This is a genomic window from Roseinatronobacter alkalisoli (assembly GCF_028745735.1).
In the GTDB taxonomy this organism is placed as follows: Bacteria; Pseudomonadota; Alphaproteobacteria; order Rhodobacterales; family Rhodobacteraceae; genus Roseinatronobacter; species Roseinatronobacter alkalisoli.
On the sequence record NZ_JAQZSM010000007.1, the window covers coordinates 137,060 to 159,011 of the forward strand.

At 61.3% G+C, this 21,952-nt stretch carries 18 protein-coding genes; 9 read left to right on the forward strand and 9 right to left on the reverse strand.

All coding sequences use genetic code 11. From position 1 onward, the window contains the following. Nucleotides 1–191: 191 nt before the first annotated feature. From PUT78_RS10105 to pnp, 4 genes are all read left to right on the forward strand, one after another. The gene (locus tag PUT78_RS10105; RefSeq protein WP_274352141.1) at nt 192–917 is read left to right on the forward strand and encodes an ABC transporter ATP-binding protein; all 726 of its coding nucleotides are present in this window, start codon (nt 192–194) and stop codon (nt 915–917) included. Then, nucleotides 911–3,277 carry an ABC transporter permease gene (locus PUT78_RS10110; protein WP_274352142.1) on the forward strand — a complete coding sequence of 789 codons (2,367 nt, stop codon included), beginning with the start codon at nt 911–913 and terminating at the stop codon, nt 3,275–3,277. Before PUT78_RS10105 ends, PUT78_RS10110 begins: the two co-directional genes overlap by 7 nt. 19 nt (nt 3,278–3,296) lie before the next feature. Continuing rightward, nucleotides 3,297–4,508: an efflux RND transporter periplasmic adaptor subunit gene (locus PUT78_RS10115; protein WP_274352143.1), complete on the forward strand. Its 1,212-nt coding sequence runs from the start codon at nt 3,297–3,299 to the stop codon at nt 4,506–4,508. 342 nt (nt 4,509–4,850) lie between these two features. Further along, nucleotides 4,851–6,983 (forward strand): polyribonucleotide nucleotidyltransferase, encoded by a 2,133-nt coding sequence (gene pnp, locus PUT78_RS10120; RefSeq protein ID WP_274352144.1) that lies wholly within the window; start codon nt 4,851–4,853, stop codon nt 6,981–6,983. Nucleotides 6,984–7,511: 528 nt separating this feature from the next. On the opposite strand, the gene ruvB is transcribed toward pnp, so the two are convergent. The 3 genes from ruvB to ruvC are packed head-to-tail and all read right to left on the reverse strand — an operon-like array spanning nt 7,512 to nt 9,724. Then, nucleotides 7,512–8,552, reverse strand: coding sequence for a Holliday junction branch migration DNA helicase RuvB (ruvB, locus tag PUT78_RS10125; RefSeq protein WP_274352145.1), 1,041 nt, complete (start codon nt 8,550–8,552; stop codon nt 7,512–7,514). 3 nt (nt 8,553–8,555) lie between these two features. After that, nucleotides 8,556–9,221, reverse strand: coding sequence for a Holliday junction branch migration protein RuvA (gene ruvA / locus PUT78_RS10130; RefSeq protein WP_274352146.1), 666 nt, complete (start codon nt 9,219–9,221; stop codon nt 8,556–8,558). Further along, nucleotides 9,218–9,724, reverse strand: a complete 507-nt coding sequence (gene ruvC / locus PUT78_RS10135) for a crossover junction endodeoxyribonuclease RuvC (protein ID WP_274352147.1) — start codon at nt 9,722–9,724, stop codon at nt 9,218–9,220. Before ruvC ends, ruvA begins: the two co-directional genes overlap by 4 nt. 270 nt (nt 9,725–9,994) lie before the next feature. Here ruvC and PUT78_RS10140 point away from each other — a divergent pair, with 270 nt between their 5' ends. Then, nucleotides 9,995–10,165 carry a DUF1127 domain-containing protein gene (locus PUT78_RS10140; protein WP_274352179.1) on the forward strand — a complete coding sequence of 57 codons (171 nt, stop codon included), beginning with the start codon at nt 9,995–9,997 and terminating at the stop codon, nt 10,163–10,165. A gap of 340 nt (nt 10,166–10,505) precedes the next feature. On the opposite strand, the gene polA is transcribed toward PUT78_RS10140, so the two are convergent. From polA to PUT78_RS10155, 3 genes are all read right to left on the reverse strand, one after another. Then, complete coding sequence (polA, locus tag PUT78_RS10145; RefSeq protein ID WP_274352148.1) at nt 10,506–13,325, reverse strand: DNA polymerase I; 2,820 nt, start codon at nt 13,323–13,325, stop codon at nt 10,506–10,508. A 35-nt stretch (nt 13,326–13,360) separates the two neighbouring features. After that, the gene (locus PUT78_RS10150) at nt 13,361–13,558 is read right to left on the reverse strand and encodes a zinc-finger domain-containing protein (protein WP_420793489.1); all 198 of its coding nucleotides are present in this window, start codon (nt 13,556–13,558) and stop codon (nt 13,361–13,363) included. A gap of 78 nt (nt 13,559–13,636) precedes the next feature. Continuing rightward, on the reverse strand, nt 13,637–14,119 hold the full coding sequence (locus tag PUT78_RS10155) for a DUF805 domain-containing protein (protein WP_274352149.1): 483 nt from the start codon (nt 14,117–14,119) through the stop codon (nt 13,637–13,639). A gap of 123 nt (nt 14,120–14,242) precedes the next feature. Between PUT78_RS10155 and PUT78_RS10160 the strand changes: the two genes are divergently transcribed. After that, entirely contained in the window at nt 14,243–15,163 is a 921-nt protein-coding gene (locus PUT78_RS10160; protein WP_274352150.1) for an ABC transporter ATP-binding protein, read from the forward strand. 259 nt (nt 15,164–15,422) lie between these two features. Here the strand turns inward: PUT78_RS10160 and PUT78_RS10165 are convergent, their stop codons facing one another. Next, nucleotides 15,423–16,754: an HlyC/CorC family transporter gene (locus PUT78_RS10165; protein WP_274352151.1), complete on the reverse strand. Its 1,332-nt coding sequence runs from the start codon at nt 16,752–16,754 to the stop codon at nt 15,423–15,425. Between the two features lie 115 nt (nt 16,755–16,869). Here PUT78_RS10165 and prfA point away from each other — a divergent pair, with 115 nt between their 5' ends. From prfA to PUT78_RS10180, 3 genes are all read left to right on the forward strand, one after another. Then, the gene (gene prfA / locus PUT78_RS10170) at nt 16,870–17,925 is read left to right on the forward strand and encodes a peptide chain release factor 1 (protein ID WP_274352152.1); all 1,056 of its coding nucleotides are present in this window, start codon (nt 16,870–16,872) and stop codon (nt 17,923–17,925) included. Continuing rightward, nucleotides 17,922–18,767, forward strand: coding sequence for a peptide chain release factor N(5)-glutamine methyltransferase (gene prmC, locus PUT78_RS10175; RefSeq protein WP_274352153.1), 846 nt, complete (start codon nt 17,922–17,924; stop codon nt 18,765–18,767). The genes prfA and prmC overlap by 4 nt, the downstream gene beginning before the upstream one ends. 238 nt (nt 18,768–19,005) lie before the next feature. After that, entirely contained in the window at nt 19,006–19,830 is an 825-nt protein-coding gene (locus PUT78_RS10180) for a DUF4167 domain-containing protein (protein ID WP_274352154.1), read from the forward strand. A 347-nt stretch (nt 19,831–20,177) separates the two neighbouring features. Here the strand turns inward: PUT78_RS10180 and PUT78_RS10185 are convergent, their stop codons facing one another. Both PUT78_RS10185 and PUT78_RS10190 read right to left on the reverse strand, forming a co-directional pair. Then, a complete protein-coding gene (locus tag PUT78_RS10185; RefSeq protein ID WP_274352181.1) occupies nt 20,178–20,825 on the reverse strand; it encodes a MarC family protein in 648 nt (215 codons plus the stop codon). A gap of 2 nt (nt 20,826–20,827) precedes the next feature. Further along, nucleotides 20,828–21,913, reverse strand: coding sequence for a 2'-deoxycytidine 5'-triphosphate deaminase (locus PUT78_RS10190; RefSeq protein WP_274352155.1), 1,086 nt, complete (start codon nt 21,911–21,913; stop codon nt 20,828–20,830). Nucleotides 21,914–21,952: the final 39 nt, after the last annotated feature.

The window sequence follows — 21,952 nt, forward strand, 5'->3', positions numbered from 1 at the left end:
TGATCGGGGTGATAGCACGCGAATATCATAAGTAGAACTTGCATTTTCTTATAGCGGCCATCAAAGTTTCTGATGAATTGCCAATATGTCTGCCGCCCGCATTCTCGGCGCGCGTGGGGTTTTCAGCCAATATGCGGTTTCATTTGACGTAAATCAGTTACAGCGCGATGGTGCCTGTGAAAGGTAACACCATGGCCAATGCGCGCGACATTGCTGAACCTGTTTTCCGACTGGTCGATGTGACCCGTGTGTTCCGCACGGGCAAGGTTGCGGTGCATGCGCTGCGCGGTGTCACCCTGTCACTGAATGAGGGCGAGGTGGTGGTTCTGTTGGGCGCGTCCGGGTCGGGCAAATCCACGCTGCTGAATATTCTGGGCGGGCTGGACCTGCCGACCGACGGGCAGGTGTTTTTCCGCGACCGTAACCTGACCCGCGCAAGTGACGGCGACCTGACACGTTTCCGGCGCGAGCATGTGGGGTTTGTGTTCCAGTTCTATAATCTGGTGCCCAGCCTGACCGCGCGCGAAAACGTGGCGCTGGTCACGGAAATCGCGCGCAACCCCATGACCCCGGAAGAGGCGCTGGATATGGTGGGCCTTGGCCCGCGGATGGATCATTTCCCGTCCGAATTGTCGGGCGGTGAACAGCAGCGCGTGGCCATTGCGCGCGCCATCGCCAAACGCCCCGAAGTGCTGTTATGCGACGAACCCACCGGCGCGCTGGACAGCAAGACCGGCGTGCAGGTGCTGGAAGCGCTTTGTGCGGTCAACCGCAATCTTGGCACGGCAACTGTGCTGATCACGCATAACGCCGACATCCAGCGCATTGCGCACCGGGTAGTGGTGCTGGCAGACGGGCGGATCACCCGCGATGAGGTCAACCCCGACCGCGTTGCCCCATCACAGGTGTCATGGTGAGGGTGCTGGACCGCAAATTGCTGCGTGACCTGCGCCAGATCTGGGCGCAGACGCTTGCGATTGCGCTGGTTCTGGGCTGCGGGATCATGGTGATGGTGGCGGCGTATGGCACGCAGCGTTCGCTGGTGGAAACGCAGGCCGCCTATTATGACCGGCACCGTTTTGCTGATCTGTTCGTGGCGGCCACGCGCGTTCCGGTCACGCGGCTGGCGGAACTCGCCGACATCGACCATGTGGCGCAGGTGGACGGGCGCATCAGTTTTCATGCAGTGCTGGACATAGACGGCATGCAGGCCCCGGCGGTGGGGCAGGTGTTGTCGCTGGCCGCAGATGCGGGGCAGGGGCTGAACGTGCCGCTGCTGCGCCACGGGCGTTTGCCCGACCCTGACCGGCTGGATGAAGTGGCGCTGAACGAATCCTTTGCGCAGGCGCATGATCTGGTGCCGGGCAGCCGGTTCCGGGCCGTGCTGAACGGCCAGCTGCGGGAATTGCAGGTCACTGGCTGGCTGCTGTCGCCAGAATTCATCTATACGATGGCGCCGGGAACCATCATGCCCGATGACCGCCGTTTCGGGCTGATCTGGATGAATGAGGCGGCGGCTGCGGCGGCCATGGACATGCAGGGCGCGGTCAATGACATTGCGCTGCGCCTGATGCGCGGCGCGGATGCGCGCGCGGTCATTGCGCAGGTGGACAGCGTGCTGGACCCGTTCGGCGGCACAGGCGCGCATGGCCGCGACCGCCAGACCAGCCATGCCTTTCTGGATAGTGAACTGACCCAGCTGGATGCGCTGGCCCGCTTCCTGCCGCCGGTGTTTCTGGTTGTGGCGGCGTTTCTGGTCAATATGGTGCTGGGGCGGCTGATCGCGATGGAACGCGCGCAGATTGGCCTGATGCGCGCGCTTGGCTACCGGCGCGCTGAAATCGGGCTGCATTACCTGAAACTTGCTGGCATGATCGGTCTTCTGGGTGTCGGGCTGGGCTGGGGTGGCGGGTTGCTTCTGCGCGAAGGCATGCTGCTGCTATATGTCGAATTCTTCCGCTTTCCGTTTCTGATCCGTGATCCGGCATTGGGGGCAATGGGGCTTTCGGGGGCGCTGGCGCTTGCGGCGGTGCTGGCGGGCGCTGCGCGCGCCGTCGCCGCAGCCATCCGTCTGCCACCGGCCGAGGCAATGTCACCCCCCGCGCCCCCCAGTTTCGGGCGCGGGCGCATTGACCGCGCCATTGCTGCGCTGCGCCTGCGCCAGACCAGCATGATGATCCTGCGGTCTGTCCTGCGCTGGCCGGGCAGGGCGGCGATCACGCTTCTGGGGGTGTCGACATCAGTGGGGGTGCTTGTCGCGTCCTATTTCCTGTTCGATGCCATTGATGTGGTGCGTGACCGCGTGTTCCAGCAGGGCAACCGCCAGCATGTGACCCTGACACTTGCGCGTGATGCGCCCGACTCCGTTCTGCTGGACGCGCTGACCCTGCCCGGTGTGACGTCGGTGCAGGGTGGCTATGCCTTGCCGGTCCGGCTGGTGAACGGGCATCGCAGTCGCCAGACTGCGGTTATCGCGCAGTTCGAAGGCGCAGAACTGGCGCAGGTGATGGATGATGAACAGGGGGTGATTACCCTGTCGGACCGCGGGCTTGTGCTGCCTGAACTGGTGGCGCGGCATCTGCGCATTTCCGCAGGCGACAGCGTGCAGCTGGACCTGCTGGTGCCCCCGCGCGACACCCTGACACTGCCGGTCACGGCGATCATTCGTCAGGGCATGGGAAGCGAGGCGCATATCGCCGCCCCCGCGCTGTTCGCCGCCATGCGGGTGGCCCCGCGCGTGAACCAGATACATCTGCGCATCGACCCGCAGCAGATGCCAGCCTTGCAGGCGCGTATCAAGTCACTGCCGACAGTGGCGGGCTTTGCCGACTGGGAAGAACTGCGCGCGCAGTTCGATGCGTCCTTGCAGGAAGGCATGCTGACGATGGTCATGATCTATACATTGATCGGTGTGCTGATTGCCATTGGTGTGGTCTATAACGCCGCGCGCATCCAGTTGTCGGAACGCAGCCATGAACTGGCCAGCCTGCGCGTGCTGGGCTTTACCCGTGCCGAGGTGGGCTTTGTCCTGATCGGAGAGATGATGTTGCTGACATTGCTGGCCGTACCGCTGGGCTGGGTCATGGGCTATGCTTTTGCGCAGGGTATGGTCGATGCCATATCGACCGATGTGGTGCAACTGCCCTTTGTTATTTCACGCAGAACCTATGCGCTGGCCGCGCTTGTTGTGGTGGGGGCGTCATTGGCTGCCGTGCTGCTGGTGCGGCGCAGGCTGGACCGGGTTGATCTTGTATCCGCGCTGAAGGCGCGCGACTGACAGGAAAGGAAGAAAACGCATGTCACGACAGCGGATAGCAACAGGGGCGGTGCTTGCCTTCGGGGTGGTCGGGGCGACGGTCTGGGCCATGTGGCCGGTCCCGGCGGCGGTTGATCTGGGCACTGTCACCCAGGGGCCGATGCAGGTGAGCATCGCTGCCGAAGGGGTGACCCGCGTGCGCGACCCCCATACCATCACGGCGCCGATTGCGGGAACGACAACGCGCGCGCCGGTGCAGACCGGCGATCATGTCGAAGCGGGGCAGACTTTGGTTGCCGTCATTCAGCCAGCAGACCCCGGCTTGATGGATGCGCGCACCCGTGCGCAGGCCGAAGCCGCCGTGGCAGAGGCGCAGGCAGCGGTCCAACTGGCTGACGCCAATGTCGCCAGCGCGCAATCATCGCTTGAACATGCGCAAAGCCAGCTGGAGCGGGGGCGCAACCTTGCGCTTGCGGGCACGATCGCGCAGCGCATGCTGGAAGATCTGGAACAGGCGGTCAGATCGGCCGGTCAGACCCTGACCGCCGCACAGGCAGAGCGTGACCTGAGCGAGGCCGCGCTGATGCGCACCCGCGCGCAGCTGCTGGGGCCCGGGGGAACGCGGATTCCGGACGGGCAGGCGAACGAATGCTGCCTGCAGATCATCGCGCCAGTGACCGGCACTGTGCTGGATGTGCCCGACCGCAACGCCAGGCAGATTGGCGCGGGCGCACCGCTGCTGACCATCGGGGATCTGACCGATCTGGAAATAGAGGTGGAGCTGCTCTCGTCCGATGCGGTTCGGGTGCAGCAAGGGGCAGTGGCGCATGTCGAACGCTGGGGCGGGCAGGGCGTGCTGGATGCGCGCGTGCGCAGGGTGGAACCCGCGGCCTTTACGCGCGCGTCGGCACTGGGAATCGAAGAACAGCGGGTGCGGGTGCGGCTGGATCTGCAAACCCCGCCAGAGGGGTGGCCGGGTCTTGGCGACCAGTTCCGCGTGATGGTGCGCATTGTCGTCTGGCAGGGCGAGGACGTGCTGCAGGTGCCCCATAGCGCGTTGTTTCGCCATGACGGGGGCTGGGCGGTATTTCGCAACGTGAACGGGCGTGCCGATCTGGTTCCGGTATCCCTTGGCATGCGGGCCGATCAGATGGCAGAGGTGCTTGACGGGCTTGTTGCAGGCGATCAGGTGATCCTGTTTCCCGCCAGCGATCTGGAACCGGGTGCAAGAATTATGGCCCGCGCGGAGTGATGCTTGCGGCATGATGATGACGCTGGCCTCATATCAGTCCTTGGATGCGGGAGCATGCCGCCTGGATAACGTGAACTTCACCAATGTCGGACCGGCAGACCCCGGCCCGCCGATAGCGCGGGCTTCATGCAGGCCAAGCATCCCCCCCAACGCCTGTTTCAGGCCGGTCAGGGCGGCATAATCGCCACTTTTCAGACCCGGGTTTTTGCTGTATGCCCCCCAATATCTGAGACGTGACGCATTGACCCCGGCGTGATGCACAGGATTGGGGGTCGGCGGCAATGGGGCCGCTATGCAATCGGGGGCCGGAGGGCCGGGATAACCCCCATGAGGATACGCTGAATGTTCAATATCATCAAGAAATCGATCCAGTGGGGCGAAGAAACGCTGACACTGGAAACGGGCAAGATTGCCCGCCAGGCCGATGGTTCGGTTGTCGCCACACTGGGCGAAACATCGGTCATGGCAAATGTCACCTTCGCCAAACAGGCGAAACCCGGTCAGGACTTCTTTCCGCTGACCGTACATTATGTTGAAAAATATTATGCGGCGGGCAAGGTTCCCGGCGGGTTCCTGAAACGCGAGGCACGCCCTTCCGACAAGGAAACGCTGACATCGCGGCTGATTGACCGCCCCCTCCGTCCGCTGTTCGTCGATGGCTTCAAGAACGAAGTTCTGGTCATCTGCACTGTGCTGTCCCATGATCTGGTCAACGAACCTGACGTGGTGGCGCTGATTGCTGCCTCTGCCGCGCTGACGATTTCGGGCGTGCCGTTCATGGGGCCGGTCGCAGCTGCGCGCGTGGGCTACTCCAACGGCGAATATGTCCTGAACCCCGAATGCCAGGACATGGAAAAGCTGCGCGAGAACCCCGAGCAGCGCCTTGATCTGGTCGTCGCAGGCACCAAAGACGCCGTGATGATGGTGGAATCGGAAGCCTATGAACTGTCCGAAGCAGAAATGCTGGGGGCCGTGAAATTCGCGCATGAAAGCTATCAGCCAGTCATCGACCTGATCATCGATCTGGCCGAAGATGCCGCGAAAGAGCCGTTTGATTTTCACGCACCGGATTACGCTGATCTGTACGCGGCAGTAAAAGCAGCGGGTGAAACCCAGATGCGTGCCGCTTTCGCCCTGCGCGACAAGCAGGAACGTGTCGGCGCAATTTCGGCCGCCCGTGATGCCATCAAGGCCGCGCTGAGCGAAGAACAGCTTGCAGACGAGAATCTTGGTTCCGCGCTGAAAAAGCTGGAATCCTCGATCCTGCGCGGCGCGATCATCAATGGCGAACCCCGCGTTGACGGGCGCGACACCAAGACCGTGCGCCAGATCGTTGCGGAAACCGGCCTGCTGCCGCGCACGCATGGGTCTGCGCTGTTCACCCGTGGTGAAACGCAGGCGCTGTGTGTCACCACGCTGGGCACCGGTGATGATGAACAATTCATCGATGCGCTGACCGGTACATCCAAGTCGAACTTCCTGCTGCATTACAACTTCCCCCCCTATTCGGTGGGCGAGGTTGGGCGTTTCGGCCCTCCCGGCCGGCGTGAAGTGGGGCATGGCAAGCTGGCATGGCGCGCGCTTCAGGCGGTTCTGCCTGCGGCAACCGATTTTCCCTATACCATCCGCCTGGTGTCCGAGATCACGGAATCCAACGGGTCCAGTTCCATGGCGACTGTCTGCGGCAGTTCCCTGTCGATGATGGATGCGGGCGTGCCGCTGAAAGCAGCGGTCGCGGGCGTTGCAATGGGCCTGATTCTGGAAGATGGCGGCAAATTCGCTGTTCTGACAGATATTCTGGGCGATGAAGACCACCTTGGCGACATGGATTTCAAGGTTGCGGGCACATCTGAAGGCATCACCAGCCTGCAGATGGACATCAAGGTTGCCGGCATCACCTTTGAAATCATGGAACAGGCACTGGCACAGGCCAAGGATGCGCGGATGCACATCATGGGCGAGATGTCACAGGCCCTGACTGCGCCGCAGGGCTTCAGCCAGTATGCACCCAAGATCGAAACCATGCAGGTGCCGACCGATAAAATCCGCGAAGTGATCGGTTCGGGCGGCAAGGTCATCCGCGAGATCGTGGAAACCTCTGGTGCGAAGGTCGATATCAACGATGACGGCATCATCAAGATCGCGTCCAACGATCAGGCAGCCATCAAGGCGGCGTATGACATGATCTATTCCATCGTCGCGGAACCTGAAGTCGGCAAGATCTATACCGGCAAGGTCGTCAAGCTGGTGGATTTCGGTGCCTTCGTGAACTTCTTCGGCAAGCGCGATGGTCTGGTTCATGTCAGCCAGATCGAAAACCGTCGCCTGAACCATCCGTCGGATGTGCTGAAAGAAGGTCAGGAAGTGAAAGTCAAGCTGCTGGGCTTTGATGATCGCGGTAAGGTCCGTCTGGCCATGAAAATGGTTGACCAGACCACCGGCGAAGAACTGGCCGCTGAAAAAACCGAGGAATAAGGGGCACCCCCTTTTTCCCGTCGCATGCGTGCAAACTGGCAGAAAACCGGAATCCGGTTTTCTGCTTTTTGCTTTCCGGTCGCTATAACCCCTTGTTTTCGCATATCCGGAAAGCGCAATGCCAGTGCCCGTTTTTGCGCGGCATGTTCTGTGGCCTGCGCGGGCTGGGGCATACTTTTGGCGTTTGCGGATGTTATTCTCATGCACCAAGCCCGCGCCAGCGGTGGGCCGGGGTCTGCCGGTCCGACGTTATAGAAGTTCTCTTTATGCAGGCTCCATATTCCGGCTTTCAAGGCTTGGCATGACGCTGGCGAAACCGGCAGGCCGCGGGACGGCCCACCGGTGGCGCGGCGGGCTTGCGCCCTTTGCTCCGCGCCTTTGGCAAATTCAAACCAGCCTCACCGCCCGTCTGCCAGCGATCGCAGCCTACAGCGTGTAGCGTTCATTCACATTCAGGATGCGCTGTAACCCCTTGTTTTCGCAGTTTCGGGGCGCGCAATGCCAGCGCCCGTTTTTGCGCGGCACGCTTTAGCCCTCAAACAACCGCCCCTGTGTGTCAGGCGCGGCGGGGGCAGGCAGGCCCAGATGCGTCCATGCCCTGGCCGCCAGCATGCGCCCGCGCGGGGTGCGCGCGATCAGGCCCTGTTGCAACAGAAAGGGTTCGATCACTTCTTCGATCGCATCGCGCGATTCCGACAGCGCGGCGGCGATGGTTTCCACCCCCACCGGCCCGCCGCCATAATGTTCCGCCAGCAACACCAGATAGCGCCGGTCCGCCCCGTCAAGGCCCAGATGGTCCACGCCCAGCCGTGTCAGCGCATTATCCGCCAGCGCCTGTGTCAGCTTGCCATCCCCTTCGACCAGCGCGAAATCAACCACACGGCGCAGCAACCGCCCCGCAATGCGCGGTGTGCCGCGCGCGCGACGTGCAATTTCGCGCACGCCATCGTCGGTGGCGGGCACACCCATCAACCGGGCGCCGCGCGCCACGATCTGGCACAATTCCGCTTCGGTATAGAATTGCAGCCGCGTGGGAATGCCGAACCGGTCGCGCAGGGGCGTGGTCAGCAACCCCAGCCGCGTCGTCGCCCCCACCAGCGTAAAGGGCTGCAATTCAATGCGCACTGTGCGCGCGGCAGGCCCTTCGCCGATGACCAGATCAAGCTGGTGATCCTCCATCGCGGGGTAAAGCACTTCTTCCACCGCTGGGTTCAGGCGGTGTATTTCATCGATGAACAGGACATCGCGCGCTTCCAGATTGGTCAGGATGGCGGCCAGATCGCCCGCCCGCGCCAGAACCGGCCCGGATGTCATGCGAAACCCGACCCCCAGTTCGCGCGCCATGATCTGCGCCAAAGTCGTCTTGCCTAGCCCGGGCGGGCCGTAAAACAGGGTATGGTCCATGGCCTCGGCGCGCATGCGGGCGGACTGGATGAACACCCGCAGGTTGGAGCGCGCTTCCTGCTGGCCGATGAATTCATCCAGCCCCTGCGGGCGTAAAGCCTTGTCCAGCTCCGGCGGGTCTTCGGGCAGGTCAGTGCCGCGCAATGTCGGGTCCGGCATTGTCATTCATCAGCCTTTCGGGGCCAGCAGGCGCAGGGCTGCGTGGATCAGGGCAGGGGTGTCAGATTCGGGGGCGGTGGCCTGCGCTTCGGCCACGGCGCGGGCGGCGTCACTTGGGGCATAGCCCAGATTGGCCAGTGCTGACATCGCATCTGCAGTGGCATTGGTTTGCTGCGCGATAACCGGTGCCTGTGGCAGCACTGCCGGATCTGCATCCGGCACAGCGCCCTGTGCGGCGCGGATGGTCGCAGGCGCGCTTTCAATCCCCATCAGGGCGGGGGCCTTGTCCTTCAGTTCATTGGCGATGCGCAGCGCCAGTTTCGGCCCCACACCCGGCGCCTTGCGCAATGCGCTGCTGTCGCCAAGTGCGATGGCCCGCGCCACGCCTTCCGGTCCCAGCGCGCCCAGAATCGCCAGCGATGCTTTCGCCCCCACCCCCTGAACAGAGGTCAGCACGCGGTGCCATTCCTTTTCCAGCAATGTGGGGAAACCATAAAGTTGCAGCAAATCTTCGCGCACCACCAGATCAGTGTAAAGTGCGGCCACCTCTCCGCGTCCCGGCAGGCCCATCAGCGTGCGGTCCGACACATAAACGATATAGCCCACGCCGCGCACATCCAGCAGCACATGATCCGGCCCGCGCATATCGATCACGCCTGTCAGTTTGCCGATCATCGCGCACCGCCCCCCGCGATTGCAAGCTGACGGGCCGACTGGCAATGAAACGCATGGCAGATGGCAATGGCCAGCGCGTCGGCTGCATCCGGCCCTTCGATCTGCACACCCGGAAGCTGCATCCGCACCATATGATCCACCTGTTCCTTCGCGGCCTTGCCCACACCGACCACGGCCTTCTTGACGGCATTGGGCGCGTATTCGCCCACTTCCAGTCCGGCCTGCGCGGGCACCAGCAACGCAATACCGCGCGCGCTGCCCAGTTTCAAAGTGGCAACCGCATCCTTGTTCACGAATGTCTGTTCAACGGCGGCAGTGTCGGGGGCAAAGCGCGCGACAACCGCACTCAGCCCGGTATGCAGGGCCAGCAGCCTTGCGGCCAGCGTGCCCTTGGGGTCCGAATGGCAGATGCCGTTGCCGACATGGCGCATCCGCACGCCATCCACATCTATCACCCCCCAGCCAAGATTGCGCAAGCCTGGGTCAATGCCGATCACGCGCATGGCTGTATCTCTCCGGGATGGTAAGGGCCTGTATTTTCACAAGCACTAGCACGAAGCAAGAACATCTGCCAAGCCTTTCGGTGAATTCGTCACCAAAACATGCGCAGCCATGCAGCCAGAACATAGGGGGATTGCGATTTCGCGTAGTTGTTCTGCCCATGAAACCGGCATATTTGAGAGAGGTCCGCACAAAGAGGCGGCATTTTGTAAACATTCTGACCGGAGACGAACATGTCTTTCTATGCCCAAAGCCGTCCACATGCAGACCGCATGTTCAGCGGTTTCCAGACCCTGACATTCGGTGCATTCTTTGCTGGCCTGCGCAGCTGGAACGATGCGCGCGTGACGCGCCGTGAACTGAATGCACTGACCGACCGGGAACTTCAAGATATCGGCCTGATCCGCGCAGATATCGAACAAGTTGCCCTGAAGGGACGCTGATGCGGGACGCAACAGCGCGCAACCCCAAAGTACGAAAGTAAAAGGCCCCGGACATCCGCCGGGGCCTTTTGCATTTCTGACTATGTTGCGTGAGCATGCTGGTCCGGAAGCCGGTTGAGGCATATCCTGTTCCGGTCTGTTGCGGTGGTTTTGCCATGCACCACGCCCGGTGGGGTTCACTTCATGCAGGCAGCATGGCGCCGCCATTCAAGGCGTGAGGCGACGCCAGCCAAACCGGCAGGCCGCGGTACGGTTCACCTGTGACGCAGCGGCCTTGCAGCCTTTGTTCCGCACCTTTGGGAATTTTCCGTGCCCGGGTCCAACCCGACCCGGTGACGCGCTAATGCGCCTGCGCCCAGTTGTCGCCGATACCGGCATCCACGACAAGCGGCACATCAAGCCTGACCAAAGGTTCTGCGGCAGCTTCCATCACAGCGCGGACGCGATTGATCGTTTCATCCACAGAATCTTCGGGCACTTCGAAGACCAGTTCGTCATGCACCTGCATCAGCATCCGTGCGGGCAGACCGGCCAGTGCATCGGGCAGGCGTACCATGGCGCGGCGGATAATATCGGCGGCGGTGCCCTGTATTGGTGCGTTGATGGCGGCGCGTTTGGCAAAGCCCGCCCCCGGCCCCTTGGTGTTGATTTCCGGTGTATGGATACGCCGCCCGAACAGGGTTTCCACGCGGCCATGTTTCTTTGCGAATTCCACAGTATCATCCATATAGGCGCGGATACCGGGAAAGCGCTGGAAATAGGTGTCGATAAAGGCCTGCGCCTGCGCGCGCGGAATGCGCAGGTTACGCGCAAGCCCAAAGCCGGAAATGCCATAGATCACACCGAAATTGATGGCTTTTGCCTGACGGCGTACATCCGGTGTCATCTGATCAAGCGGCACGCCGAACATTTCCGATGCGGTCATGGCGTGAATGTCATGGCCGTCGCGGAAGGCGGATTTCAGGCTGTCGATCCCGGCGATATGGGCAAGGATGCGCAACTCGATCTGGCTGTAATCCAGCGCGACCAGCTTATTGCCCTGATCCGCGACGAAAGCCGTGCGGATGCGCCGCCCTTCTTCGGAACGGATGGGGATATTCTGCAGGTTCGGATCGGTCGAGGCCAGACGCCCTGTCACCGCACCAGTGATAACATAGGACGTGTGCACGCGGCCCGTATCAGGGTGGATATGGTCCTGAAGGGCGTCGGTATAGGTGGATTTCAGTTTCGACAATTGCCGCCAGTCCAGCACGCGGGCGGGCAGGTCATGCCCCTCTGCGGCCAGGTCTTCCAGCACGTCGGCGCCGGTGGCATAGGCGCCGGTCTTGCCTTTTTTACCGCCTTGCAGGGACATTTTGTCGAACAGGATTTCGCCCAGTTGCTTGGGGCTGCCTACATTGAAACTTTCGCCCGCAAGTTCGTGGATTTCCGATTCAAGCGCGGCCATTTTCTGGGCGAAGGCGTTGGACATGCGCGACAGCACATCGCGGTCCACCTTGACGCCGTGGCGTTCCATCTGCGCCAGAACCGGGACCAGCGGGCGGTCCAGTGTTTCATAGACGCGGGTGACCTGCGCGGCATGCAGGCGGGGTTTGAACATCTGCCACAGGCGCAGTGTGATGTCGGCATCTTCGGCGGCATAGCGGGTGGCGTCGTCAATGCCCACCATGTCGAAAGTGATGGCGGATTTGCCCGACCCCAGCAGCGATTTTATCGGGATCGGCTGATGGTTCAGGTAGCGGTCGGACAACTGGTCCATACCGTGCCCGTGCAGACCGCCATGCAGCGCATAGGACAGCAGCATCGTGTCATCAATCGGGGTTACGGTCACGCCAAGATTTGCAAATATCTTGGCGTCATATTTCATGTTCTGGCCGATTTTCAGGATGGCGGGATCTTCCAGAACGGGCTGGAGGGCGCGCAATGCCTGTTCCAGCGGAATCTGGCCGTCCAGCAGGGCGCTGGCCCCGAACAGATCATCCCCGCCTGCGCGGTGTGCAAGCGGGATATAGGCGGCATGGCCCGCGTCCACGCATAGTGAAATGCCCACCAGTTCCGCGCGCATTTCATCAAGGGATGTGGTTTCGGTATCAACCGCGACATAGCCGCGTTCGCGGATGCGGTCGATCCAGATATTCAGCGTGTCCAGATCACGGACGCAATCATATTGCGCGGCGCTGAATTCCGGCATGTCGGGGGTGCTGTCCTGCGACGGGGCCGTTGCGGGGGCAGGGTCGGGCAGGGCGGGCGCTTCTGTGCCGAACCTGTCGGCCACGCGGCGTGTCAGGGTGCGGAATTCCATCTGGTTCAGGAAATCCACAAGCGCGGTCGGGTCGGGGTCGCGCACTTCCAGATCGTTCAGGGTGAAATCCAGAGGGGTGTTTTCATCCAGCAACACCAGTCTGCGCGACATGCGAATCTGGTCTGCATGGTCAATCAGGGTCTGGCGGCGTTTGGGTTGTTTGATTTCCTCTGCGCGGGCCAGCAAGCTGTCGAGATCACCATATTCGTTGATCAGCAGCGCGGCCGTTTTCACGCCAATACCGGGTGCGCCGGGAATATTATCGACCGAATCCCCCGCCAATGCCTGCACATCCACCACGCGGTCAGGGGCGACGCCGAATTTTTCGATCACTTCATCAATGCCGATGCGCTTGTTTTTCATCGCGTCCAGCATTTCGACACCGCCACCGACAAGCTGCATCAGATCCTTGTCTGATGAAATGATGGTCACCCGCCCGCCCGCTTCACGCGCCTGACGGGCAAGCGTGGCGATGATGTCATCTGCTTCATAATCCTGCACTTCGATACAGGACAGGTTGAAGGCGCGGGTTGCGTCGCGGGTCAGCGGGAATTGCGGGCGCAGGTCTTCGGGCAGTTCCGGCCGGTTGGCCTTGTAAAGGTCATAGATGTCATTGCGGAAGGTTTTCGACGAATAGTCGAAAATGACCGCCGCATGGGTGGGTGCATCGCTGCTGTTGCCGTTCTCGCCCAGATAGCGCCACAGCATGTTGCAAAACCCCGCCACAGCCCCGACAGGCAACCCGTCGGATTTGCGCGTCAGCGGTGGCAGCGCATGATAGGCGCGGAAAATATAGGCCGATCCGTCGATCAGATGCAGATGGCAGCCTTTGCCAAAGCCCGTTTCGCTGTCGCTCATGGCTGGCCCTCCGTTCTCTGGTCTCGTCTGCGTGTTCAGGACGCCTGATCGCCCGCAAAATCGCGGTGGATGAAGCGTTTATCGCAATAGGGGCATTCGACCACGCCGGTATCATGTGACAGCGACAGCCACACACGCGGGTGCCCCAATGCACCTTCGCCACCATCGCAGCAGACGCGCATACTGCTGACAATTTCGGTTTCAGGGGCATCGTGGGGCAGGGTGGACTTCATCTTGGTGACCTTCTTGCTATCTGTGCGGGAACATACTTGATCCTGTCGCGCAGGCAAGGGGCGTTCGGGCGGTTCGGGTCAGGCAGGTGGCGGGCCGAAGCGGTTTTCTTCGGCGTCGCCCTTCAGGATGCCCAGTTCCACCAGCGCCCAGATGCTGACCACCAGCGAGATGAACCCAAGCGTCATGGCAATAGTACCCGGCATCATCGCCCCGTTCATGCCCATCCCGCCCATTTCCGGCGCGGCGCGATACCCGATGCGGAATGTGTCGATGATGGAAAACAGGATGCTGGGGCCAAAGAAGATGACCAGCCGTGGCATGGCCGGTGTGCCGCGATCCGCCAGCCGTTTGGTGGCCAGTGCCGCTGAAGCATAAAGCACCGCGAATGTGAGCAGCAATGTCAGAAGGCGCGCGATAATGCCGTCGCCGAACAGAAGGCCCACGACGATTGCAAAAATAATGCTGAAGACAATCAGCACCACCGCACCCAGCCACCATTTCCCGCGCCCGATACGTCCTTCAAATGATGTCAGCAATTCCTGCATGGTAATCCCTTTCATGCTGATAGATTGCGCACAGCCTATGAGTGCGCGGCCCGCGCGTCAAGAAAACTGCGCTGCCTTTCAATCCGCGCCGATATGCTTATGTTCACCGCTAACACAGTACGAGGACGGGCGAAGGTCATGACTGACAATGCAATTGAAATCACCAATCTGAGCAAGACCTATGCTGATGGCAAGACAGCGTTGAACAGCGTTGATCTGGCAATTCCGGCAGGCAGTATATTCGGGTTGCTTGGTCCCAATGGTGCCGGTAAATCCACCATGATCAACATTCTGGCAGGGCTGGTGAATAAAACTTCCGGACAGGTGCGGATATGGGGGTTCGATCAGGATGTGAATCCGCGCCAGTCGCGCGCGGCCATCGGGGTCATGCCGCAGGAACTGAATATCGACCCGTTCTTCACCCCGCGCGCGGCGCTTGATGTGCAGGCGGGGCTTTATGGCGTGCCGAAATCCGCGCGCCGCACAGATGAAATACTGGAACTGATCGGACTATCCGACAAGGCAGAAGCCTATGCGCGCACCCTGTCAGGCGGCATGCGGCGGCGGCTGTTGCTGGGCAAGGCGCTGGTGCATCATCCCCAAGTGCTGGTGCTGGATGAACCCACAGCGGGGGTGGATATCGAATTGCGTCAGATGTTATGGACCAATGTGCGCAAGCTGAATGAGCAGGGCATGACAATCATTCTGACCACCCATTATCTGGAAGAAGCCGAGGCAATGTGCGACGAAATCGCCATCATCAACCATGGCGAGGTGGTGGTGCGCGACCGCACATCCGCGCTGTTGGGGCGGCTGGACGCCAAGACGCTGGTGCTGCGGCTGGAAAATCCTGTGCCTGCGCTGGTGCTGCCCGGGAATGTCACGCAGGAACAGCGCCGCGACGGGCAGATCGCACTGACCTATCGGCGTTCACAGGTCAGTGCGGGGCAATTGCTGGCGGCGGTCGCGCAATCGGGCGGTGTGGTGACGGATGTGACCAGCGAAGAACCCGATCTGGAAGATGTCTTCCTGTCCCTGACCAGCGGCAAGGCGGCGTGATACGGGCGTCGGAATCTTTCAGGCGCGGAGCAAAGGGCGAAGCCCGCCGCGCCATCGGCGGGCCGTTCCGCGGCCTGCCGATACCGCCAGCGTCAAGGCAAGCCTCGGACGCAGGAATATTAAGCAAGCATAAAGTGAACCCCTCCAACGTGGGACCGGCAGACCCCGGCCCGCCGATAGCGCAGGCTTCGTGAATGCGTATTAACCGTTTCACGCCGCACTCAACCAGCCTTGTGGTGCCATCTGGCGCGATCACGCGCTAGTCGTCCTGATCTGCGTCTTCGGTCGTGTTCAGCAGGCTCAGCCGCGTGATCCGGTTGCCTTCACGTTCAAGAATCCTGATCCGGCAACCATGAAAGAAGAAGGACTGGCCCGCTTCGGGGATGGTCTGCGCTTCGTGGATGACAAGTCCCGCAATGGTGACGGCTTCTTCGTCGGGCAGTGTCCAGTCGGTGGCGCGGTTCAGGTCGCGGATGGTCATCGCCCCATCGACCAGCACTTCGCCATTGGGATTGCGTTCTATCTCCGGGGCGTGGGTGGTGTCGTATTCGTCTTCAATCTCGCCCACGATTTCTTCAAGGATATCTTCCAGCGTGATCAGCCCGCGCAGCGCACCATATTCATCGACCACCAGCGCGAAATGCCGCCGCAGCCGCAGGAATTCCTGCATCTGTTCGTCCAGCGGGGTGGTTTCAGGCACGAAATAGGGCGCGCGGATCAGGCCGGAAATGTCCAGCCGCGCAATTGCGCCATAATCCCCGCCCGCGTCAGAAACCTGCCGGTGCATGTCGCGCACCAGATCACGGGCATACAGGATGCCGACAATATTTTCCGGGTCATCGCGGTAAACCGGCAAACGCGAATGCGCCGAATTGATGGATGTCGCAATCAGGTCTTCTACCGGGTCATCGGCATTCACGGTTTCGATCTGGCTGCGGTGGCGCATGATTTCCTCGACCGTGCGTTCCGACAGGTCCAGCGCGCCCAGCAACCGGTCGCGATGTTCCTTTTCGACCGAACCGCTGGAATGGCCCAAAGCCAGCGTGCCTGCGATTTCTTCATGCACCGACAGGATATTGCTGTCCGGGTCGATGGTCAGACCGAACACCGCCAATATGCGCCGCACCACGAAACGGACCACCGCCACAACAGGCGAAAATACCGCCACCACCCATTTCAGCGCGGGCGATATGCGGATTGCAGCGGTTTCAGGGCTGGAAATGGCATAGGTCTTTGGCAGTACTTCGGCAAAGATCAGCACCAGCAGGGTCATGATCAGCGTGGCCAGTGCAACACCGCTGTCGCCGAAAACCCGCGTGAACAGCGCGGTTGCAAGGGACGCGGCAAGAATATTGACCAGATTATTGCCCAACAGCACCGCGCCGATCAGGCGCTCGCTGTCTTCGGTCAGTTCGAGGGCGCGTTTCGCGCCGACTGACCCTTTATCCGCCTGTGCCTTCAGCTTTCCGCGGCTGGACGCGGTCAGCGCGGTTTCCGACCCGGAAAACAGCCCGGAAATGACCAGTAGCAGAAGAATGGAACCGACACTGAACCAGAATGCAGTGTCAAGGTGACTGGCGAAATCGCCCATACGGAAAAAATCCTCATTTTTGATGGCCGGAGTTTATCGCCTTGGCAAAGGCAGGTCCAGTGCAAGGGCAGCAGGGGCTTGACCATTTCCGCCCGCCGCGCCACATGCTTACGCTATGTTCCAATCCGATACGCTTGACCAGATCACCCGTCGCTTCGGCTTCCTGGAAGCCCGCCTTATGGAAGGCGTGGCATCGCAGGATATGGCGGCACTGTCGCGCGAATATGCCGAACTGAAGCCGGTTGTCGAACAGATCGCAGCCTATCAGCAGGCGCTTGCGGACCGCGAGGATGCGCTGGCCATGTGCGATGACCCCGAAATGCGCGCGCTGGCCCAGGAAGAACTGACCCGTCTGGAAACCGCGCTTCCCGCGCTGGAACAGGCATTGAAGCTGGCGCTTCTGCCCAAAGATGCCGCCGATGCCCGCCCCGCGCTGCTTGAACTGCGCCCCGGCACCGGCGGCGAGGAAGCAAGTCTTTTTGCCGCCGATCTGCTGCGCATGTATCAGCGCTATGCTGAAAACCGCGGCTGGCAGGTGCAGATGGTCAGCTACAGCGAAACTGAACTGGGTGGCCTGCGCGAAGCCGTGATGCGTATTGCAGGCGAAGGGGTTTTCGCGCGGATGAAATTCGAATCCGGTGTTCACCGCGTGCAGCGCGTGCCGGTCACCGAATCCGGCGGGCGAATCCACACATCCGCCGCAACCGTGGCCGTCCTGCCAGAGGCAGAGGAGGTCGATATCGACATTCCCGCGCAGGACATCCGCATTGATACGATGCGCGCATCCGGCGCGGGCGGGCAGCATGTGAACACGACCGATTCGGCCGTGCGCATTACCCATATTCCCACCGGCATTGTGGTGATGAGTTCCGAAAAATCCCAGCACCAGAACCGCGCGATTGCAATGCAGGTTCTGCGCGCGAAACTGTTCGACATGGAACGTCAGCGCGCCGCCGATGACCGTGCCAGCGCGCGCAAGGCGCAGGTCGGGTCGGGTGACCGGTCTGAGCGCATCCGGACCTATAATTTCCCGCAGGGACGGATGACGGACCACCGCATCAACCTGACGCTGTATAAGCTGGACCAGATCATGCAAGGGGATCTGGAAGAGGTGATCGACGCGCTGAGCACCGCCGATCAGGCCGCCCGTCTGGCCGAGATGGAGGCATGAGCACTGCCGCGCAAGCACTGGCCGCCGCTGTGGCACAGTTGCGTGCGGCAGGTATTGAGGGCGCGCCGCGCGATGCGCGCTGGCTGCTGGCCCATGTGCTGGGTATTGACGCCGCACGCCTGACCCTTGTGTTGCCCGACCCTATAAGTGATGCACAGGCCGCGCGGTTTTGCAGCGCAATCGAAGCCCGCGCCCGCCATCAGCCCGTGGCCCAGATTATCGGCTACCGTGATTTCTGGGGGCGGCGGTTCCGTGTCACGCCTGATGTGCTGGATCCGCGCCCCGAAACCGAAACGCTGATTGACGCGGCGCTGGCGCGTGATTTCAGCAATGTGCTGGATCTTGGCACCGGATCGGGCGCGATTTTGCTGACGTTGCTGGCCGAACGGGCCGGGGCGCAGGGGGTGGGGGTGGATCTGTCGCCTGCCGCATTGCGGGTGGCGGCAGAAAATGCCCGCCAGCATGGGGTGCAGGACCGGGCGCAACTGCGGCATTCCGACTGGTTTTCCGGTGTGACCGGCCGCTTTGATCTGATCGTCTCGAACCCGCCCTATATTTCCGCGCCGGAACTGGACACATTGTCTGCCGAATTGCGCCAATGGGAACCGCGTATGGCGCTGGTGCCCGATGCCGATGACGGCAGCGGACTTGCGGCTTATCGCCTGATTTGTGCGCAGGCCCCGGCCTTTTTGCGCCCTGGTGGTGGGCTGGTGGTGGAAATCGGTGTAACCCAGGGGCAGGATGTGCAGGAACTGTTCACGCGCGCCGGGTTTGAGGACATTGCCGTTCTGCGTGATCTGTCGGGCCATGACCGTGTTGTTCTGGGCCATATTCCGCAGTAGCCGGGCATCCGGACCCCGTGGCTGTGTGTTTTTTGGCAATATCCTGCGGAATTTGACGATTTGCCGTATAAAACCCTTGTCATGACAGCGTAGCCATGGCACACAACCGCCATTAGGTCGCGGTGCCAGACACGGCGCTGACCTTGGTTTCCCTTGCAACCTACCGGAAAACTCGCTTGCCGATTTGCTCCGCGACTGGTTCGCACGCCATGCCACATAGGGCCGGAATTTTTACAGTATGAGATCAACCAAACAACGCTCGCGTTCGAAATCGAACCGCCCGAAATCCTTGGGCAATATTGTCAATCGCGTCTTTGACAGCTCGGGGCCGGAAGGCAAGGTACGCGGCACGCCGCAGCAAATAATTGAAAAGTATCAGGTTCTTGCGCGCGATGCGCAGCTGTCGAATGACCGTGTGGCCGCAGAAAACTTTCAACAGCATGCGGAACATTACACGCGCATGTTGGCGCAGGCGCAGCGCGAAATGCAGGCCGAAGCCGATGCGCGCCGCCAGCAGCAGGACGACCGCAGCCGCCAGCAGAATGATGACCGCGGACGTCAGCAGGACGACCGCAACCGCCAACAGAATGACGACCGCAACCGTCACCAGCGCCGTTCGCCTGATGACCGCTTTGAACAAGGCGATGCGCAGCAGCCGCAGCAGGGGAATGCGACCTATGCCAGCAATGGTGACAGCGCTCCGCAATCTGTATCCGACACGCGATCAGATGCGTTTTCGGTGCAGGATCAGGAAGATGCTTTTGACAGCACTCTGGTTGAAACCCCGGAAGCGAAGCATACAACTGTCATAGCGGACAGGCCGGAAACCCCGGCCCAGCCGTCGCAGAAGGCAGATACCGATGCCGAAGGCGAGGGCACCCGCAAACCTGTACGGCGCAAACGCACGACCAGACCCGCAGCGCCAAAGGCCGATGCCCCTGTAAGTGATGCTGCCGCCAGCGATGAGAAGCCAAAACCGCGCCGCAACACGCGCAAACCGCGCAAATCCAGCGCAGATGCGCAGCCGGAATTGCCCGAGATAAAACCAAGCGCGGCAGAATAAGCGCAGCGTCTGTTTGACAGATATGGCTGCGTTTACGCGCCAACCTTGGGCGCGCGCGTCGGAGTTTGGCATCGCAAAGCATGTTGCGGAATATGTCGTGACACTGGTTTCCCGGTGACCTCAGCCTGAAGCATGTATTGCGCACTTCAAGGCGTGAAACAAAAGGCGCGAGCCCTTCGGTTTGGCTGGCGTTGATTTGGTCCCCGGATGTCGGAGTATGGGGCTTGCATAAAGCCTTCCCCCAATTTCGGACCGATGGCGCGGCTTGGGGCATTGCCAAACATCTGTTTCAGGCCGGAATTGCCCAAGCCTCTGTTTGCACAACCCCGCACGCCACCTGACAGCCCCTACAGGCCCGACTGAACCACAGGCAACAGCCCGATAGCGGCGGCACCGTTCATGACGAACTGCACCGAAAGCGCGGCCAGAAGCAGGCCGAACAGGCGTGTCATGACCATGGTTCCGGTGCGCCGCAGCAACCGTTCAATCGGTCCGGCGGCCAGAAACGCTAGCAGAACCATTCCCACAACGCCAAGCATGACACCGGTGATCAGTGCAATTCCTTCAACGCTGCGCCCCGCGTCATTGATCAGCAGCACCATCGTTGCCATGGCACCGGGGCCGGCAATCAGCGGCATGGCCAGCGGAAAGACAGATGGGTCATCTGCGGCCTCTCCCTCTCCCTCGTCGGCATGATCAGCGCGGCGGCGCGCGCGGCGGTCAAACAGCATGTCCAGCGCGGTCAGGAACAGCAGGATACCGCCCGCAATCTGGAAGGCGGGCATCGAAATGCCGATGGCATTCAGGAAATCCTCGCCCGCCAGCCCGAACAGCGCCAGCAGGATAACCGCAATCAGACAGGCGCGCAGCGCGATGACACGCCGCCGTGCCGCACTCATGCCCTGGGTCAGGGCCAGAAACAGCGGTGCGGTCCCGATCGGGTCGATCACCACAAACAATGTGACAAAAGCCGTGATCAGAAACGCGGGGTCCAGCATCAGCCTGCCATCCTGAAATGTTTGGCCAGTTTCAGCCCCTGACCCTGATAATTCGACGCCATATCCGCCCCGTAAAGCCGCGTGGGCCGCGTGCGCATATGTTCATACACCAGCCGCCCGACGATCTGGCCATGTTCCAGCACGAAAGGCGCTTCATGGCAACGCACTTCCAACACCCCGCGCGACCCGGTGCCGCCAGCTGCGTCATGACCGAAACCGGGATCGAAGAAGCCCGCGTAATGCACCCGGAATTCACCCACCATGGCCAGAAACGGCGCCATTTCCGCCGCATAATCAGGCGGAATATGCACAGCTTCGCGGCTGACCAGAATATAGAATGCGCCGGGGTCCAGAATGATGCGCCCGTTGTCGGAATGCAGTTCTTCCCAGAAATCGCGCGGGTCATAGGCGGCGATCCTGTCCAGATCAATCACGCCGGTATGCGGCTTGGCGCGGTAGCCCACCAGCGTCCCGTTATCCGGGCGCAGGTCAACTGAAAACCCCAGCCCCTGCGAAATAACCGGCGTGCCCGGCACCAATGTCTGCGTGGCGTGCAGTGTGGCCAGTTCATCATCATCCAGCACGGCATGGCCCGCGCGAAACCGGATCTGGTTCAGGCGCATGCCGGGGCGGACCAGCACGGAAAACGATCTTGGACAGATTTCAGCGTAAAGCGGCCCACGATACCCTTCGGCCACGCGGTCAAATTCGGTCCCGTCATCGGTGATGACACGGGTCAGCAAATCCAGCCTGCCGGTGGAACTTTTGGCATTGGCAACGGCCTGTACCCCCGCAGGCAGCGCAAGCGATTCCATCAGGGGCACGACATAGACGCAGCCCTTTTCCAGAACCGCACCATCTGTCAGGTCCATCTGGTGCATTTCAAACAGTTTCAGCCGCTCGGACACAGGGTTGCCCTTGCCTGCCAGAAAGGATGCACGCACCCGCCATGCGCGCGTGCCCAGCCGCAGGTCAAGGCTTGCGGGCTGGATCTGGGCATCCTCTATTTCGGCCGGTGCCGTGATTTCGCCGCGCGCAATCATGGCGCGCAAATCCTGAGATGGCAAAACGCCGCGTTCGCTCATGCGTGTCCCCTGATAATGTTTTGTGCTTCTATGCATCGG

Excerpts from the sequence above, each read along its gene's own strand:
- PUT78_RS10190 (WP_274352155.1), bottom strand. The coding sequence starts at position 21,913 with ATGAGCGAACGCGGCGTTTTGCCATCTCAGGATTTGCGCGCCATGATT.
- prfA (WP_274352152.1), top strand. The coding sequence starts at position 16,870 with ATGTTCCAATCCGATACGCTTGACCAGATCACCCGTCGCTTCGGCTTC.
- pnp (WP_274352144.1), top strand. The coding sequence starts at position 4,851 with ATGTTCAATATCATCAAGAAATCGATCCAGTGGGGCGAAGAAACGCTG.
- polA (WP_274352148.1), bottom strand. The coding sequence starts at position 13,325 with ATGAGCGACAGCGAAACGGGCTTTGGCAAAGGCTGCCATCTGCATCTG.
- ruvB (WP_274352145.1), bottom strand. The coding sequence starts at position 8,552 with ATGACAATGCCGGACCCGACATTGCGCGGCACTGACCTGCCCGAAGAC.
- PUT78_RS10150 (WP_420793489.1), bottom strand. The coding sequence starts at position 13,558 with ATGAAGTCCACCCTGCCCCACGATGCCCCTGAAACCGAAATTGTCAGC.
- prmC (WP_274352153.1), top strand. The coding sequence starts at position 17,922 with ATGAGCACTGCCGCGCAAGCACTGGCCGCCGCTGTGGCACAGTTGCGT.
- ruvA (WP_274352146.1), bottom strand. The coding sequence starts at position 9,221 with ATGATCGGCAAACTGACAGGCGTGATCGATATGCGCGGGCCGGATCAT.
- ruvC (WP_274352147.1), bottom strand. The coding sequence starts at position 9,724 with ATGCGCGTGATCGGCATTGACCCAGGCTTGCGCAATCTTGGCTGGGGG.
- PUT78_RS10155 (WP_274352149.1), bottom strand. The coding sequence starts at position 14,119 with ATGAAAGGGATTACCATGCAGGAATTGCTGACATCATTTGAAGGACGT.
- PUT78_RS10105 (WP_274352141.1), top strand. The coding sequence starts at position 192 with ATGGCCAATGCGCGCGACATTGCTGAACCTGTTTTCCGACTGGTCGAT.
- PUT78_RS10140 (WP_274352179.1), top strand. The coding sequence starts at position 9,995 with ATGTTCAGCGGTTTCCAGACCCTGACATTCGGTGCATTCTTTGCTGGC.
- PUT78_RS10110 (WP_274352142.1), top strand. The coding sequence starts at position 911 with ATGGTGAGGGTGCTGGACCGCAAATTGCTGCGTGACCTGCGCCAGATC.
- PUT78_RS10165 (WP_274352151.1), bottom strand. The coding sequence starts at position 16,754 with ATGGGCGATTTCGCCAGTCACCTTGACACTGCATTCTGGTTCAGTGTC.
- PUT78_RS10115 (WP_274352143.1), top strand. The coding sequence starts at position 3,297 with ATGTCACGACAGCGGATAGCAACAGGGGCGGTGCTTGCCTTCGGGGTG.
- PUT78_RS10160 (WP_274352150.1), top strand. The coding sequence starts at position 14,243 with ATGACTGACAATGCAATTGAAATCACCAATCTGAGCAAGACCTATGCT.
- PUT78_RS10180 (WP_274352154.1), top strand. The coding sequence starts at position 19,006 with ATGAGATCAACCAAACAACGCTCGCGTTCGAAATCGAACCGCCCGAAA.